Source organism: Microbispora hainanensis, from assembly GCF_006874475.1.
In the GTDB taxonomy this organism is placed as follows: Bacteria; Actinomycetota; Actinomycetes; order Streptosporangiales; family Streptosporangiaceae; genus Microbispora; species Microbispora hainanensis.
Genome location: NZ_VIRM01000005.1, coordinates 230,726 through 247,474, shown reverse-complemented (window position 1 = coordinate 247,474; position 16,749 = coordinate 230,726). Strand labels below are relative to the sequence as shown.

Here is a 16,749-nt window from a genome sequence, read left to right as displayed (position 1 = left end):
CCCATGAAGATCCTCCGTGCCCGGTTTGTCACCCTCGCCCGGCTCGGCGTGGTGGCGATCCTCGGCCTGTCCGCCTCCTGCACGGCGCCATCGTCACCTGGCACCTCGTCGAGCAATCCGGGAACGCGGGACACGTTCGTCCTCGGTCTCGCTTCTGAGCCGGACACACTGAACCCGGTGCTCGGCTATGAACCTGATGGCGGGTCCTTACTGTTCGACGGTCTGGTCCGGCGTAATGCGGATCTCACGCTGGCGCCGGCGCTGGCCGAACGGTTGCCCGACGTCAAGGGCACGACCGTGACCTTCACCCTCCGCCAGGGTGTGCGGTTCCACGACGGCACGCCTCTGACCAGCGATGACGTGGCCTACACCTATCAGGCCGTGCTGGACCCGAAGAACAACTCCGGCATCCGGGGTGACTACACGGCGATCGAGTCCGTCGAAGCGCCCGATCCGGCCACGGTGGTGTTCCATCTCAAGCATCCCTACGCGCCGATCCTGCAGCGCGCCACGCTGGGCATCGTGCCGCGGCGTCTGCTGCAGGGCCAGAGCTTGGACAAGGCCGCGTTCAACACCAAGCCTGTCGGAACGGGACCGTACCGGTTCGTGTCCTGGACCCCGGGCGACAAGGTCGTCCTGGAGGCCAACCAGTCGTACTGGGGCGGCGCCCCGGCGATCAAACGCCTGGTCATGGCGTACTCGGCCGACGACAACGTGCGCGCCACCCGGATGGCGGCGGGCGAGTTCGACGCCACCGAGTTGCCACCCAAGGCGGCCGCCCGCTTCGAAGACCAGGCCGGCCTGACCGTCTACAAGGTGCCGAGCGCGGACTACCGCGGTGTGATGTTCCCCCTGGACGCGCCGGTCACCGGCGACAAGGCCATCCGCAAGGCGCTGAGCCTGGCGCTGGACCGCTCGGCCATGGTCGGGGCCATCCTCGCGGGTGCCGGCCGGCCGGCCTTCGGTCCCGTGGCGCCCGGCACCACCTGGCACAACCCGGCCGTGGACGGCACGCCCACCCCCGACCGCGACCAGGCGGCCCGGCTTCTGGACCAGGCGGGATGGAAGCCGGGCTCGGGTGGCGTCCGAGTGAAGGACGGAACGCCCGCTTCCTTCACGCTCATGTACCCCGCAGGCGATTCCCTGCGGAAGGATCTCGCCCTCGCTGTCGCCTCGGACGCCAAGAAGATCGGTGTCGACGTACGGCTGGCAGGGCTGGACTGGGACGCCATCGAACCCCGCATGGCCAAGGACGCGCTCATCATGGGCTACGGAAGTCCGTACGACCCCGACTACATCAACTACGAGATGTTCCACTCCAGCTTCTCCGGCCAGGGATTCTTCAATCCCGGCCACTACAAGGAGCCTGACGTCGACGCCCTACTGGAGAAGGGGCGGGCGGAGACCGACCCGACCGTGCGCAAGCAGACCTACGACGCCTTGCAGCAGCGCATTCGCGACGACGAGGTCTGGACCTACCTGGTCTATCTCCAGCACGTCTACGTCGTGCGCGGGAAGTGGACCGGCATCGCTCCGGCCGTGGAAGCGCACGAGCATGCCACCGGCGGGTTGTTCCGCACCCTGGCGGAGTGGAAGCCCGCCGCATGACGCGCGCCCTGGGACGGATGGCGGCATGGAGGCTGGCGTTCACCGCGCCGCTGCTCCTGGTCGTCACGCTGGGGATGTTCGTGCTGGCGAAGGCGTCGCCCTTTGATCCGGTGCGGCAGTATCTCGGCGATCGGGCGCTGACCACGAGCCCGGAGATCGCCCGGCAGATACGGGCCAACTGGGGTCTGGACCGGCCACTCGCCGAGCAGTACCTCACCTGGCTCGGCAACCTGCTCCGCGGCGATCTCGGGGAGTCACGGAGCATGCACCGGCCCGTCGCCGAGGTGATCGGGGAACGGCTGGGATGGACCCTGCTCGCGGCCGGCTGCGCCATGGTCGTCATGCTGGCCGCAAGCCTCGTGCTGGGGTCGCTGGCGGCCTGGCGTCGTGACTCCTGGGCCGACCGGTTGATCAGCGGCACGGCCTATGCCAACGAAGCGGCTCCGGTGTTCTGGACCGCGCTCATCGTGATCTGGATATTCGCCGTGAGACTGCGATGGCTGCCTCCCGGCGGCCTCACCGACGCGGCGTCCGGGACGGTGGAGCCCGCCGACGTGCTCCGGCACATGATCCTCCCGGTGGCCGTCCTGGCGTTCTCGCAGTCCTCATGGCTGGTGCTGTTCGTCCGCGAGTCGCTGATCACGACCTTGCGGGAGGACTTCGTCATCGGCGCCCGGGCCCGTGGCCTGCGCGAACGCACGGTCGTCGTCCGCCACGCGCTCCGGTCGGCGCTGCTGCCGTTCATCACCCTGCTGGGCGCCCGCGTTCCCGAGCTCGTCACCGGGGCGATCCTCGTCGAGACCGTCTTCTCCTGGCCCGGAGTGGCCTCCGCGTCCGTGCAGGCGGCGCTCGCCGCGGACTTCCCGCTGCTCGCCGCGCTCACGCTGCTGGCGACCCTTGCGGTGGTCGCCGGCAACCTGCTCGCCGACACCGCGTACGTGATCGCCGACCCGCGGGTGCGGGTCCTGGGGGTGAGCTGATGGCGACAGGAGTCGCGGGTGGGCTCACACGTTCCCGACGCCGCTTCCCACGCGGCGCCGCGGTGACGCTGGTGTTGCTCCTGCTCGCCGTGGTGCTCGTGCCGCTGTTCGCCAGGCTCGACCAGCAACTGGTCGACCTTCACGCCGCCTCGCTGCCGCCCTCGCTCAGGCATCCGTTCGGCACCGACGAGGTGGGCCGCGACGTGCTGCTGCGCGCCGTGTACGGCCTGCGCGTCTCCGTGCTCGTCGGTCTCGCCGCGGCCGTCGTCTCTGTCACGATCGGCACGTTGGCCGGGCTCGCCGCCGGAGCGGCCGGCGGGACGCTGGACCGGCTCATCATGAGGATCGTCGACGGTTTCAACTCCGTGCCGCACCTGCTGTTCGGCATCTTCATCGTCGCGCTGTTCACCCCGAGCACCACCGCCGTCGTCGTATCGGTCGCGCTCACCCATTGGATGACCGCGGCCAGGATCGTGCGCTCCGAGGTCCTGACCCTGCGCGCCCGGCCGTTCGTCGACGCCGCGATCTCCGGCGGATCGAGGCGGCTGCGGATCGTGCGCCGCCATTTCCTGCCCCATCTGATACCGCACATCATGCTCGCCGCGGTGCTGATGATCCCGCACGCCATCTGGCACGAGACCGCGCTCAGCTTCCTCGGCCTGGGACTGCCGGCCCATCTCGCCTCACTCGGGAACATGATCAACGACGGTGCGCGGTCCCTGCTCGCCGGCAACTGGTGGGCCTCGCTGTTCCCCGGCCTGTTCATCTTCCTGCCGACCCTGGCGATCTCCGCGCTCGCCCAGTACTGGCGCGACCGATCCAATCCGCGCTGGCGATCGGAGCTGCAGCTGTGAAACCACCACGTCTCCGCGTCGAGGGCCTGTCGGTTCGCTTCCACCTACCCGGCGCCACCGTGCGGGCCGTCACCGACGCCCACTTCGAGGTGCGGCGCGGTCAGTGCCTCGCCCTCGTCGGAGAATCCGGCTGCGGCAAATCCGTGATGGCCCACGCCCTTATGGGCCTGCTCCCCGGCAACGCCTCGGTCGTGGGCGCCGCCTGGCTCGAGTCCGGCGACACACCCCCCGTAAACCTGATTGCGGCACCGGAGAAGGTCCTCGCACGCACCGTGCGGGGCCGACGCATCGGGCTCGTCCCGCAGAGTCCCGCCACGCATCTCACCCCGGTCCGCACAGCGCGCGCCCAGCTCACCGAGGCCCTGCACGAGCTAGGAAACCCCGATCACGCCGACACGCTGGCCGAGCGGGCAGGCCTGCGCCCATCTGACCTCGACCGTTATCCCCACCAGCTCTCCGGCGGGATGGCGCAGCGTGTGGTCAACGCGATCGCCCTCGCCGGCGACCCGTGGCTGATCATCGCCGACGAGCCGACCAGCGGCCTCGACCGCCCCCTCGTCGAGGCGACCATGACCGAGCTACGCCGCCTCGCCGACGACGGCCGGGCCGTCCTGCTCATCACGCACGACCTGCGGGCAGCGCAGCAGGTCGCCGACCACGTCGCCGTCATGTACGCCAGCCGTATCCTGTCCCTCGAACCGGCAGCCGACTTCTTCACCGGGCCCCGTCATCCGTACGCCGCAGGGCTGCTGGACGCGCTGCCTTCCCGGCGTTTCGCCGCGATTCCCGGCCAGCCGCCCGAGCTCACCGATCTGCCCGAAGGGTGCGCCTTCCGGCCGCGCTGCGCCAGGGCAACCGACGACTGCGGACGACTGCCCCTGCCACCCCTCGGTGACAACCGGGTGGCCTGCCACCACCCTCTGGAGAGCCATGTTGCGCGCTGAGGGCGTCGTCGTCTCCTACGGCCGCCAACGGGTACTGGGCGGCGTCGGCATAGAGGTATCGCCCGGACAGGTGACCGGACTCGCCGGGCCGAGCGGCTGCGGGAAGTCCACGCTCGCCCGCGTGCTCGCCATGCTGCTGAAGCCCGCCGCGGGCAGGCTCACCGTCGACGGAGTGGACGTCCGCCGCTGGCGCCACCGCGTCCCACGCGAGCTTCGCGGCCAGGTCGCACTGATATTCCAACAGCCCCGGCTCGCCGTCGACCCCCGCTTCACCCTGCTCGACGTTATCGCCGAACCCCTCCGCGCCGCCCACCGGTCGATCGAGCACGCGCGGGAACTGGCCGAGGAGATGGGCCTGACACCCGAACTGCTCTCCCGCCGCCCACATGAGGTCTCCGACGGTCAGCTCCAGCGGGCGTGCGTCGCCCGGAGCCTCACCCTCCGCCCTCGCTACGTGATCTGCGACGAGATGACCACCATGCTCGACGCGTCCACCCAGGCCCATCTCGTCGCACGGCTGGAGGCCTACCGCCTCGAATCGGGGGCCGGAGTGCTGGCCATCACCCACGACGACGAATTGCTCATCCGCTGGACCGGACCGTCCGGCGGATCCATCCGTCACCTGTCCGAGATGGCTCCTGCCGCCTGAGGACGTCGATCCGCTCACAGCGATCGACGCGGACAGCGGCAGCGTGGTCCTGCACCCCGATGGAGGTTCGAGTTCGACGATCACACTCACACCTTCGTGTTGCGTGATAGATGTAGTTGCAAGTGATTCGCAATAAGCTTTTGGAGGGACCTGATGGGCCAGTACGCCCTGCCCGACCTGCCCTACGACTACGCCGCGCTCGAACCGGCGATCACGGGCGAGATCCTGGAGTTGCACCACGCGAAGCATCACGCCGCCTACGTCAAGGGCGCCAACGACACCCTCGATCGCCTCGCCGAAGCCCGGGACAAGGGCGACTTCAGCGGACTGGTCGGCCTGGAGAAGACCTACGCCTTCAACCTGTCCGGGCACGTCCTGCACACGATCTTCTGGCAGAACCTCTCACCGGACGGCGGTGACCGGCCCGACGGGGCACTGCGCGACGCGATCGACGAGCACTTCGGCTCCTTCGAGGCGTTCCAGAAGCAGCTGACCACCGCGACCAGCACGGTGCAGGGCTCCGGCTGGGGAGTTCTGGCCTGGGAGCCCCTTTCCCGCCGGCTCGTCGTCGAGCAGGTCTACGACCACCACGGCAACGTCGGGATGAACACCACCCCGCTCCTGGTCTTCGATGCCTGGGAGCACGCCTACTACCTGCAGTATCGCAACGTCCGGCCGGACTACGTCGAAAAGCTCTGGAGCCTGGTCAACTGGACCGACGTGACTTCCCGCTTTGAGGCCGCGCGAGGCGTGGCCTGAACCTTCCCGCCCAAGACCGCGGCGGCCCGTGGTGCTAGGAGATCCTTCCGCAGCACTGTTCCAACCACGGGCCGCCGCCCGGGACTTCTCTCCCCAGCCCCGACAACCTGATGCGGAGAGGCGCGAACGAGCCTCCTTCAAACTCTCGCGCCGCGTCCGTCAGTCGCGCTCACCGTTCTCCGGTCCTGATCCGGGGTCCTCCGAGCTGTCCGGGAGCGGCGGCGTCGACGGTTTCCTGCCACGTCCAGCAGGACGGCGGCCACTTCGAGAACAGCGAGCGCGGCCACGACCGCCCAGATCCAGCCCGGCATGCCAGTCTCCTGATCGGGCTGTCCGCCACGGTCACCGGGGTAGCGGAGGGTGCCGCACCTCCGGCCGATGCCACCGAGTTCCTCCTGGATGGGCAGCGGACCATCGCCCTGCTGTCCGACCCGCTGGACACCGGCGCGAACTGGCTCGGCACCGCCGGGTGAACCACCCAGGCGCTCGGCACCACCCCCGCCGGAGTCGCCACCCTCCAGGTCACGGTCATCGTCATCGGCCACGTGCTGGGCACCGTCCTGGCACACGACCGCGCGCTGGCCCCGTCCCCCCGCCGGACCGCCGTCCTCGGCCAGATCCCCCTGCTCGTGCTGATGGTGGTCTACACCGTCGTGGGCCTGCTTCTCCTGTTCGCCGCCTGAGGCGCGAAGGGAGCCCGCGACGAACCGCGAGAGCCGGGCCCGCTACTACAGGCCCCAGGCTCCGTAACCGTGCCCTCCCCGCCGTACGCGCATCACGGTCATGTCCACACACGCCCACTGTTCACCACTCGGCGGGTGATGTGGCCGGAGCCCGAATTCTCGCGGATCCGGGCTCCGGCTGCACAAGCCATGCGCCTAGCCGGCGACCCTGGAACGGAGCCCGAGTAGGGTGTCAATCACCAGGAACGCGGCCAGGGAGATGCCCATCAGGGGCAGGAAGTACCCCACGACGAGGGCGAGCAGGGCCAGCGGCGCCAGGACTCCCCAGTGCACCGCCCGCCAACCGCCGCGGGGGTAGGGCCGGCCGAATCCGCGGGTCGGACGGCGCCGCCACCACATCCGGTAGCCCAGCACGATCAGGGTGATGAGCCCGATTGCGATCGCGGCCAGGACGATCTGGTTGGCCAGGCCGAACAGCAGCCCCATGTGCGCGTCGATGCCCCACTCGGTGAGCTTGGCGGCCAGCGGGTAGTCGGCGAACCGCAACTCGCCCACGAACTGCCCGGTCACCGGGTCGAACGCCAGCTGGTCCAGTCGCGTGGGAGCGGTCTTGCGGATCTCCTTGACCACGTACGCGGCCCCGGGCTCGGCCGGCGGGACGATCTCCAGCGGGCCGGACAGCCGCCAGCTGGCCGCCGCCTGCGCGATCTTGTCGATTCCCACGTCCGCGGTGTCGCCGGCCTGGCCGCCGCTCGCGGCGTGCCCGGCGTGTCCCGTGTGCCCGGCGTGCTCACCGAGATCGGTGTTGATCGACGGAGTCGCCCAGCCGAACCTCGTGCGCAGCTCGCCGATGTTCTCTCCGGCGTACTTCGACCAGGTCAGGCCGGTGGCGGACAGGAACAGCACGCCCAGCACGGCCCACAAGCCCACCGAGCCGTGCCAGGACAGCGTGCGGCGTAGCCCAGTGGCGGCGCGGTCGGGAGTGAGCAGGCCACGGAGGCGGCGGCCGTTGCGGCGACGCCTGCTCAGCCACAGCGCCAGCCCGCCGAGGGCGACGACCCACAGCCAGCTGGCGGCCAGCTCGCTGTAGATCCGCCCGGGCTCTCCCAGGTGGAGGCGACGGTGCAGGTCGGAGATCCAGGCGCGTACGGGCAGCGCGCCGGAGCCGCCGTAGCTTTCCAGCGTGCCGCGCACCTGACCGGTGCCGGGGTCGACGAAGACCGCCATCTGCGTGCTTTCGGGCAGGTTCGGCACGTCCAGCAGCACCCGGGTGGTCAGGCCGGGCTCGGCCGCGGGCCGCACCGCGGTGACCTTCCCTTCGGGGAGCGCCTGGCGCGCCGCAGTGACCTGCTCGCTCAGGGGGACGGTGGTCTGAGTCACCGGCGCGGTCAGCTCGTGCCGGTAGACGACGTTCTCGATCTGGAAGGAGGCGGCGTACAGCAGGCCCGTGGTCGCGGCCACGAGCAGGAAGGGGGCGATGAGGATTCCGGCATAGAAGTGCAGGCGCAGCACCAGCGGGCGCAGCACCGCCCAGGTCACACGCCTGGGCTGGGGAGGCCGGGCCGGATCGACGGCACGCTGAATATCAGCGGTAGAAGTCATGGGGTTCTCCGTTCACGGCGAGCGCACACCGACAGGTACGCGTCACCTGCGTAGGGGGGTTACGCCGCGGACCGCGTTGAGCGCGGTTCAGGGCGGCGAAAACGGGCGTACGGCATGGCGAGCCGATGCCGCCAATGGCAGGCGGCAGCCCGTATCAGAGAACGGAGACGGCCAGAGGCGGACCGCGCCGAGCGACCACCACGACGAAGTCGGAACGACGAGGGACCCGGAGGAGAGGTTCCACCACGGGGCGGGGAGAGGGTGCGGCGATGTCGACCAGCGCACTCGCGAGGACGCGCAACACGGCCCGCAGTCCTCGCACCGGCGTGACGGCCAGATGCACGATCATCGCCAGGGCCGACTCACCGTGTTCCAGCACCCAGGCGGACAAGACCGCCAGCGCGGCATGGATCAGCAGCATTCCCAAACCGGTGCCGTGCTCACCCGTCCACGGCGACGGCGACGCGTGCGCGGCGCCGAGAGTGAATAGATGGTGCATCCCGTACTGCGCGCCGAAGGAAGCGCTCAGCAGGACCCCCAGGCCCCGCTGACGGCCTGCGAGGAGGAACGCGCCCAGCCAGGTCAGCGCCATTGCGGCGACCAGGGTTCCCCCGCGCACGGGAGCCCCGCCGGCCAGCATGTGCAGAGCGGCTGAGACCAGCACGCACGCTGCCGCGAACACCGCGGCACGTAACGCACGCAGGGACGATCCGCCGACATGCACAGCGCAATCGTCCCAGAACGCCCATATACCTTCCATTCTTGACATGTTTGATCGCTGTCGGATATGGGTGTCCATTTCCTTCATATGGGGCCTGGCCAGGCTCTACAGCCTGCCGCGGTTGCGGAATCAGCCGGAGGAACTCCTGAAACGCTCACAAGACGGGTAGATCAGACGATGGCCAGGTCTTCGGCACCAGCGTCGGCCGGGCGAGGCTGGCCTGGGCGAGGCTGGTGCTTTTAGCCCCGGGGACGACCGGTTCCTACGTCCCGCTCTCGACCGGCAAGAGGGTCCTGCGACCGGCTTCGTCGTACGGCCGAAGAAGAAAGACCGCTGGTACGTCACCCGCATGCGGATGAGCTGCTGCGCGGCCGACGCCATCGCCCTAAGGTGGCTGTGCTCGGCGCCGCTCCGCCGCCCGACGACACCTGGGTCGAGGTGACCGCCACCTGGGTCCCGCCGAGGTCCCGCAAGATCCCGAACGGAACCGTGCCACCGGAGATGACCGCCATCCAGGTGACGGAAATCCCAGAACCGAGCGAGCCGTACGAGTAGGCCGACACCACCCCCCAACTCTCCTCCGCCTTCCCACCCGACCCCCCACCGCCGGTCGCTTCGCCCTCTCGCTGACGCCGCTTCCGGATGCTTCACGAAGCAACGGACCGGTTTGGAGCTACGAGAGACAGGCGAGGGCGCTCTGCTCGGCGAGACGGCTGATCACGTTTCGAGCACCAGGAACATCAAGCTGCCGGGCAGCGAAAGATCGGGCCAAGAGCTCCTCCCCGATCAATTCGTCGTACTTGTCGATTCTCTTGTCGGGGATCAGCCGAGCCAGCTCGGTCGCTGCGGGCAGCTCGGATTCGCTCATTTCTCTCAGCAGGTCGGCGGTGGTCTGGGGCGATGCTCCGGACAGTGCCAGTGCCAACCCCTGTCGTTCCACACTGACTCCCCTGGTATGCAGGGTGAGCGCGATCGTCGTCATGATCGCATCACCGCAGAACGGGAAGAGCAGGGTGTCGTTTCCGTAGGCCAGGATCGGCTGGGCTTCCAGGCCGAAGCGGCGGTAGGCGGCGCGGCCCTCCTCCAAGAGGCGCTGGGCGGTCGCATCCAGGTAGATGGGAACAGCGCTGTCCTGGTAAACGCGCCGCATCTCGGTCCGAATGCGGTCGTGTACCTCCGGGCCGGCTCCCGTGAAGCGTGGCGGGCGGCCGCCTGATGCTCGCGCGACCTCGATGACCTTTGCCCGCGCGTCGATGGCGAGGACTCGCCAACGCCGGCCCGCGAAAATCAGCAGAGCACCTTCGGGGAGTGACTGTTCGATGGGCAGGCTTCCGAGAGCCCGTCCCCCATGCACGATGCGGTATTCGGTGGGAGCTGCGAAGGCGGCATAGAAGGTGTAATGGTTGACCAGCTTCTCCCCCGCGTCACCGTGCAGAAGGAGGCCATCGGTCTCCTGCCGGATGATCGTCGCTTCGCCGAGGTCGCGCAGCAGGGCGGCGAAGGTCGCGGCGTCGACCAGCCGAAAAGGGCCCTGGCCGCAGAGCGTTCGGTAGGCGTCGTTCGGGGTGATGCCGCCGTGTTGGGCGATCAGCGAGAGAGTCTGCTGCACCAGGGTGGACAGATGCAGCGCCGTTCCGTGTGGGGGTTCGTACCAGCGCTGTAGCAGAAGCTCGATCGTCGCGATGGTCTGCACGAGCTGAGCGCGAAGTTCCTCGGCTGGGTGCAGCGTTGGTGACAGCTCACGCTCGCGGATGTAGACCCGCAGGATCGCCGGCCCTCCGCGTCGCCCGGAACGGCCGAGGCGCTGACGCAGGGCGGCGACCCCCGGAGGCGCTCCCACCTGGGCGACCGACGAGACCGATCCGATGTCGATGCCCATTTCCAAAGTGGAGGTGCAGACGGCGGTGACCGGCTGGGTCCGGTCCTTGAGGCGGGACTCGGCATGCTCGCGGATGTCCTTGGAGAGGTTCCCGTGGTGCGGGACGAACTCGTTCGGCACGCCCGCCTGGTCACACCGACGAGTGAGCAGGTCGGTGAACTCCTCCACGGCAGCCCGGGAATTCGCGAAGATCAGATTGTGGGAGCCGCGCAGCGCCGTGAACAGGTGATCGGCGATGGCGGATCGGTCCCCTGAGTCCTCCTCTCCCGTCTGTTGCTCCGCGTCCACATCGGCGGTTCTGTCCAGGGCAGAGAGGTTGGGCTGCGTTTCGACGTAGCCGCGCACCTGCAACTGAAGCTCTTGACCGTCGGCGTCCGACACGATCACGGTGACCTTGTCCCCGCTGCCGGGCCGGAGGAAGTCCGCCGCCGCGCGCATGTCGCCGAGTGTGGCCGACAACCCGACTCGTGGGACGCGGCGACGGGCGGCCAAGTCGAGGCGGTGCATGAGGGATTGCAGTTGTGCTCCGCGCTCGGTGCCCATGAACGAGTGCATCTCGTCGATGACGACGTAGCGCAGGGCACCGGCCAGGTCGCGCATCTTCCACCCGCGCAGGACGAACATCGCCTCCAGCGATTCGGGGGTGATCAGGAGGATGCCCCGCGGCCGCTCGAGGAGCTTGCTTTTGCTGCTGGCACCGACGTCGCCGTGCCAGCGTGCCACCGGAATGTCCAGGTGTTCGCACAGCTCATCGAGCCTGCCGTACTGGTCATTGATCAACGCCTTGAGCGGACTGATGTATATCGCGGCGAACCCGCCGATCTGCGGTGGATCTGCGGTCAGCGCCGAGCAGACGGGCAGGAACGCGGCCTCGGTCTTCCCAGAGGCGGTTGCCGCGGCGATGAGCACGTCTGTCTCACCCGCCAGAACGGGAGCGGCCGCCGCCTCCTGGGCCGGGCGTAGCTCGGGCCAGTCCTGCTGCCAGATCCACCGTTGCACCTTGGGGTGGAGCAGCTGGAAGGCGCTAGAGCCGGAAGGAGGCGAGGTCGTCGTCACCGAAAGCTCCTGGCTGGGTCACCGATGGCCGCGGGGCGGGGTCCTCGTCTTCTTCAATCGGGGCCAGGTCGGGGTTGCTCTCCTGGTCCAGCTCGACCGAGGGGAGAATCCGCCGCCAGTCCGCTCCAGGATTCTGCTCCAGTACGGCCAGCAGGTCGCAGAATGCCTTGATCGTCGTTCGTGGCGTGCGGAAGTAGGCGTCACCGACGCGGCTGGAGCAGTGGTGCATGAACGCGGGCAGCGCGTCGTCGGCGACGAGATAGCGGGACGGGTCGCCGAAGGCGTAGACGTGCCGGATCTTCGTGAGTAGGACGTAGAGGTCCTCCGGGGTCAAGGCGGTAAGACGGAGCACCGGCCCGGAGTAGTCCACCAGCCCGTCCCTGGCAAAAGAGTTCTCCGCCAGTCGCGACTGAAGTGCGGCGTAGCTGTAGAGCCCGCGACGGGAATCGGTGAGGAACTCGGGGGTGCCGCCGAAGACGAAGCCCAGGTGCGCGGCCGTCCCCTGCAGTGTGTCGTTGAGGATGCGCAGGATCTGCTCGTAGTTGGCGTTGCGGGCCTGGGTGGAGGCCAGCTTGTAGAGGTTGACCATCTCATCCAGGCACACCAGCATGCCGTCGTATCCGGCCAGGCGGACGAACCGGCTCATCAGCTTGAGGTGGTCGTGGAAGGTCGCGTCGTCGATGATCGTCCGGACGCCGAGCGCGGACCTGGCTTCGGTCTTGGTGGAGTATTCGGCCCGCAGCCAGCGCACCGCGGCGGCCTTCAGTTGCTCGTCACCGCTGTCGTGCCCGCGCCAGTAGGCGCCGACAACCTCGGCGAAGTCGTACCCCCCGGTCATCTCGGCCAGATGGGCAAGGCGCGTACGGATGACCTGCCCGGGGTTGACACCGGTCTGCTGGGCCTCGGCCAGTGCGGTCGAGACGAACCTCTCGACGACTGCGGAAAGTGCCCCGCCGTCGGGCTTGGCTCTGGTGGCCATGTTGCGCATCAGCTCGGCATAGAGACTGCGCGCCTGGCCGCCGGTGGAGTGCAGACGGCGGTCGGGGTTGAGATCGGCGTGAACGGTGACCAGTTTCTTCTCCAGCGCGATGGACCGCACCAGGTGCAGGAAGAAGGTCTTGCCCGCACCGAAGTCCCCGATGACGAAACGCACGGCCGAACCACCACCGGCGATTCTATCGATGTCGGTCACCAACGCCTGGACCTCGGGAGCCCGGCCCACCTGCACATGCCGCTGGCCGACCCGAGGGACTACGCCCGCCCGAAGCGACTGGAGCAGAGCATCACGCTCGCGGGGGCGAATCGAGATCGTCGTGGTCACGTCAGCATCTCTCCCAGCAGGTGTCGATTGACCCAGATCGGGTCGTCTCCTTCGAGCAACGGCTCACCGCCCACCTCGTAGGCGGCTTCGTTGACTCGATCGAGTGCTCCATCGGGGAGCAGGTTCCATTTCGCCGCGAGGTCCTCGAACTCCCCCCGAGACAACTGCTCCACGTTGGGGAGGCCGCGTAAGAGGCCGGAATGCGGGCCGTCCAGTCCGGCGGCCGAATCGGCAACCGGAGGCGGCGAGGGCACCTGCGCCGGCTCCTCTTCAACGAAGATCGAGCCCAGCAATGCCCCCACCCTGGCCGTCTCCTCAAGCTTGGCGGCGATGGCACCGTGGTCGAGGTGCACGACGGCCGGGGCAGTTCGAACGTCGGCAGGGCGGGGAATTGCAAAGCCCGGTTCCGGCCCGGCCTGACGAACGACCACTGGACCGGCCGCTGGAGTGGGGGGAGCGGTCGCCGGCAGGACAGACTTCACCATGGCAGGGTCGAGCCCGAGCAGACGGTAGATACGGCTGAGGGTCTTGACCTCTTCAGAAGAAATGTGACCGTCGGCCGCGGCCACCCCGGTGAGGAACTCCGCCACGTAGGCCCGCTGTTTCTCGTCGATCTCGGCCAGGCGCCGGGTCAGGCCAGTGAGCTTCACCTCGGTGGCGATGAGCCAGCGCAGGTGCGCATGCAGGCGCCGGCGTTCGTCCTGCGTCAGGTGCAGGGCCCGTTCGAGGTGATCGCTGAGATGACGCTGCTCCGCCTCCGAGGTCTCCCCGTCGGCGGCGCTCACGGCCGCCGCCAGATGGAGCAGGATCGTCGCGGCGCGGTAGGCGTCTGAGGACGCCGCGGTGGGTACGCCCGGAGCGGCGAAAAGTACCATGGGACCGCTCGACAGGACCGGCCCGCCCAGCCGCGGATCAGGCTCGACTCCGATCCTCACGCTGCCCAGAAGTTGTGCCAAAGCGACGACGTCTTTCTTCGCCGGCTTGGCCGTAGGCGCGCCCAGCAGTGCGGCGAACTCCTCCGCCGGCACGAGAGCGGTCTCCTGCGCGCCGAGACGGTCCCGCGCCCACGTCACGGCGCGGCCCGCACCTCCCGACTCAAGGTCCAGCAACTCCGCTGGAAGCAGTGCTTGCGCCTGCACACTCGCCTGCCGGTCCGGGAAGCGTCCGACGAAACGGCTGTAGGCATCCAAGTCGGTGGTGCACTCGTCAGCCAACGCCACGAGCTTGCGTGTCGGCGCGGCCAGCGTCAGCACGTCCGGGATGCCGTGGAGTGTCAGCCGGGGATACCCGCCGAAGCCGGCACTGGCGGGCCGATAATCCAGGGAGACTTCCTTGCGTCCGGGCCGGACCACCAGCCCCGCTCGATGACGCGCGGCGTACCGCGACCGGAACAGCGCATCGAACTGAGCGGCGCAACGCGTTGCCGGAGTACGCGGGTAGTAGTCGGGGTGGGAGCGGATCCAGGCCAACGCCCACTCGGCGGGGACTGGTCGTCCCTCCGCTGCGAACTCCCCCAATCCCACCCTCAGCCGGAGCGGCGTCACCTCGCGAGAAGGCTCAGGGGGATGTCCGGCACTGGGCAGCGTGTCCTGGCCCGCCAGGATCAGCAGGTCGAGGACTTGGTCGAACTCACCGGCGTAGCTCCGGAAGGAGGAGTTCTCACCGTAGATCCGGAGAAGCCGGCGAACCTCGGCCTGGATGATCGACAACTCGTGCCCCACAGTGGAACGATCCAGGCGTAGGTCGTGCAGAGCCCGTCGTTCCAGGCCATAGAAGTAGAGGAACACATAGCCGATGGGCACATGCGGGTAGCGCCGTCCGTCGGCGAGCCAGGACAGATAGGCGGCACGCGAATCCGGCGGAATCGACGCATAGGACGGCCAGTAGCGCAGGCCCTGTCCCGTCCAATCCGGACGGCGCAGGTCGACAGGCAGTCGCGGGTCGATCAACGCCGGTTCGACCGTCTGCCCCGACACCGACGGTAAACCGGCGCCCACATACAGCAGTCCGCCGACAATGTTCAGCCCCGCGACGCCGACCCCGACGCCTGGCGGCAGCCAAGGTCCCACGGGAGGCGGCGGAGGCGGGGGCGACTGCGGCTGCTGCGGATATCCCGTTCCTGCAGGGACTACCGCGCGGCGGGGAGCTGCAGCCTGCCTACCGTCGGGCCCGGACGGATGATGCCCCTCGGCCGCTCGACGCCGGCCCGGCTCACCCCGAAAACGGTCCAAGAATCCCACGCGCTCACCTCTTCCGATCACACGCACGATCAGCAGACCGAGAAGCCGTGTGGATGCGATCAAGAAGCACCAGTGAACACTAGCCCCGAACGCCTTTGCCCTACCGTTCGAGCAATCACCTCGTTATCAACTTGAACCACAATTACGGGCAGGAATAAAATCACGATAAGGGACAATTCGACGCCTTCCGTAACCGTCCCCATGACCCCAGTGGAAGCACCTCCGACTATCGTCCGGCTGCAAGCCGGCCCGGAGAACTCGCAGTTGACCATCCGGCCTCTACGCCGGTTTGGATCAGCCGGGCACCGAGGCGGCAGAGCCGGCTTCAACGGAAGAATGCAGCACCGAGAACGGGACGCTCGATGTGCGCGGGTGTGACCACGACGCCGGAGATTCGGCCGGCAAGCGCGAGGACGGCCGGGATGGCGTTGTCGATCCAGTCGTCGGTGGCCGGGTCGATGCCGAGCTGGCGAAGATGCCGGTTGAGCCGGTCGGGTGCGGTGCCCCAGCGGGTTCCTGGCCGGCTCGGATCGAAACCGGTGACGAGCTCACCGTCGAGGGCGTAGGCGAAGTCGTGCCTGGCGGCGTAATCGTGTCGCATCACCGCGACGGTCTCGCCGCCATCGCGGGACAGCTCACCGATGACCTCGCGTTGCACGCCGAGCCAGCCGCACTCCTCGATCATGATGGTCCAGTCTCCCGCCCGCCGTACCGCGACGATCTCTGTGCGGCTGGAGTCGGGGTACTCATCCACATCGATCACGCGAATGTGTTCGGGGGCGGCGCCCAACCGCCGCAGCACCTCGTACTCCTCCACTCCCCTGACGAGGGTGATCGTGTAGATCGGTCCCAGCGGGCCCTCGTCCTGCCACGCATAGTCCTCCGGCGAGGGACCGGGCGTGCGGGCGGCGGCATGCACCGCCTCGGTCTTCTCAGCCCGCTCATACACGTCAGGGTTGGCAGCGAAGAATGCCTCGACGAGCCCGTGACCGACCCGGCCGCGATCGCTGACCGGGTGTCCATTGGCCCGCGCCCACTCCCGGATCGCCAAGTCGATGTCACGCCCGTACGCCACCTGGGTGACACGGAGCGGAGTGAAGTCGGCGTCGGACATGATCGGAACCTACCGATGCCCGCTACAGGCGACAACGCACTGCTCCCCCAGCCGCGGTTCGTAGCTTCCGCGTCCCCAGCGTCTGTGTGGCGAACGACGGTCACCAAGCCGTAGCCGGAAGGTCGCCACGGCAGCTACGGGCGTCTGCGATGGCTTCCCGCTGCGGATGCGTTGTCGATCAAGTTCGTACCGCTCAGAAGCGGGGTCCTTTACGGTGTAGATCTCTCAGTCCGTTTGAACACGAGGCGCTCCCCCGGCCAGAGGACCGGCGAATGCGGTGACACGCCGGACATACATCTGTCACCGGGCGGCACGGTCCGGGAGGGCGACTCTTGATGA

Annotated in this window: 14 protein-coding genes; 8 read left to right on the top strand and 6 right to left on the bottom strand. The window is 68.5% G+C overall.

Translation table 11 applies throughout. The features are described from left to right. Positions 1-3 precede the first annotated feature (3 nt). From FLX08_RS06705 to FLX08_RS40445, 7 genes are all read left to right on the top strand, one after another. Complete coding sequence (locus FLX08_RS06705; RefSeq protein WP_142617312.1) at positions 4-1,608, top strand: ABC transporter substrate-binding protein; 1,605 nt, start codon at positions 4-6, stop codon at positions 1,606-1,608. Further along, entirely contained in the window at positions 1,605-2,588 is a 984-nt protein-coding gene (locus FLX08_RS06700; protein WP_142617311.1) for an ABC transporter permease, read from the top strand. Before FLX08_RS06705 ends, FLX08_RS06700 begins: the two co-directional genes overlap by 4 nt. A 62-nt stretch (positions 2,589-2,650) precedes the next feature. Beyond that, a complete protein-coding gene (locus tag FLX08_RS06695; RefSeq protein WP_244312456.1) occupies positions 2,651-3,442 on the top strand; it encodes an ABC transporter permease in 792 nt (263 codons plus the stop codon). Then, positions 3,439-4,386 (top strand): ABC transporter ATP-binding protein, encoded by a 948-nt coding sequence (locus tag FLX08_RS06690; protein WP_142617309.1) that lies wholly within the window; start codon positions 3,439-3,441, stop codon positions 4,384-4,386. Before FLX08_RS06695 ends, FLX08_RS06690 begins: the two co-directional genes overlap by 4 nt. Beyond that, the gene (locus FLX08_RS06685; RefSeq protein WP_142617308.1) at positions 4,373-5,035 is read left to right on the top strand and encodes an ABC transporter ATP-binding protein; all 663 of its coding nucleotides are present in this window, start codon (positions 4,373-4,375) and stop codon (positions 5,033-5,035) included. The genes FLX08_RS06690 and FLX08_RS06685 overlap by 14 nt, the downstream gene beginning before the upstream one ends. A gap of 153 nt (positions 5,036-5,188) precedes the next feature. Continuing rightward, positions 5,189-5,794 (top strand): superoxide dismutase, encoded by a 606-nt coding sequence (locus FLX08_RS06680; protein WP_142617307.1) that lies wholly within the window; start codon positions 5,189-5,191, stop codon positions 5,792-5,794. 545 nt (positions 5,795-6,339) lie between these two features. Continuing rightward, positions 6,340-6,477, top strand: coding sequence for a hypothetical protein (locus tag FLX08_RS40445; protein ID WP_167530296.1), 138 nt, complete (start codon positions 6,340-6,342; stop codon positions 6,475-6,477). Positions 6,478-6,672: 195 nt separating this feature from the next. On the opposite strand, the gene FLX08_RS06675 is transcribed toward FLX08_RS40445, so the two are convergent. Continuing rightward, entirely contained in the window at positions 6,673-8,079 is a 1,407-nt protein-coding gene (locus FLX08_RS06675; RefSeq protein WP_142617306.1) for a PepSY-associated TM helix domain-containing protein, read from the bottom strand. A gap of 154 nt (positions 8,080-8,233) precedes the next feature. Then, positions 8,234-8,839, bottom strand: a complete 606-nt coding sequence (locus FLX08_RS06670) for a hypothetical protein (RefSeq protein WP_142617305.1) — start codon at positions 8,837-8,839, stop codon at positions 8,234-8,236. Between the two features lie 351 nt (positions 8,840-9,190). Here FLX08_RS06670 and FLX08_RS40440 point away from each other — a divergent pair, with 351 nt between their 5' ends. Then, positions 9,191-9,355 (top strand): hypothetical protein, encoded by a 165-nt coding sequence (locus FLX08_RS40440; RefSeq protein WP_167530295.1) that lies wholly within the window; start codon positions 9,191-9,193, stop codon positions 9,353-9,355. Between the two features lie 118 nt (positions 9,356-9,473). Here the strand turns inward: FLX08_RS40440 and FLX08_RS06665 are convergent, their stop codons facing one another. The 4 genes from FLX08_RS06665 to FLX08_RS06650 form a co-directional block, all read right to left on the bottom strand. Further along, complete coding sequence (locus FLX08_RS06665) at positions 9,474-11,735, bottom strand: DEAD/DEAH box helicase (RefSeq protein WP_208761290.1); 2,262 nt, start codon at positions 11,733-11,735, stop codon at positions 9,474-9,476. Further along, on the bottom strand, positions 11,704-13,056 hold the full coding sequence (locus FLX08_RS06660) for an ATP-binding protein (RefSeq protein WP_142617304.1): 1,353 nt from the start codon (positions 13,054-13,056) through the stop codon (positions 11,704-11,706). Before FLX08_RS06660 ends, FLX08_RS06665 begins: the two co-directional genes overlap by 32 nt. Beyond that, positions 13,053-15,125: a tellurite resistance TerB family protein gene (locus FLX08_RS06655; protein WP_167530294.1), complete on the bottom strand. Its 2,073-nt coding sequence runs from the start codon at positions 15,123-15,125 to the stop codon at positions 13,053-13,055. Before FLX08_RS06655 ends, FLX08_RS06660 begins: the two co-directional genes overlap by 4 nt. Before the next feature lie 496 nt (positions 15,126-15,621). After that, positions 15,622-16,410 (bottom strand): DUF6461 domain-containing protein, encoded by a 789-nt coding sequence (locus tag FLX08_RS06650; RefSeq protein WP_142617302.1) that lies wholly within the window; start codon positions 16,408-16,410, stop codon positions 15,622-15,624. Between the last annotated feature and the right edge of the window lie 339 nt (positions 16,411-16,749).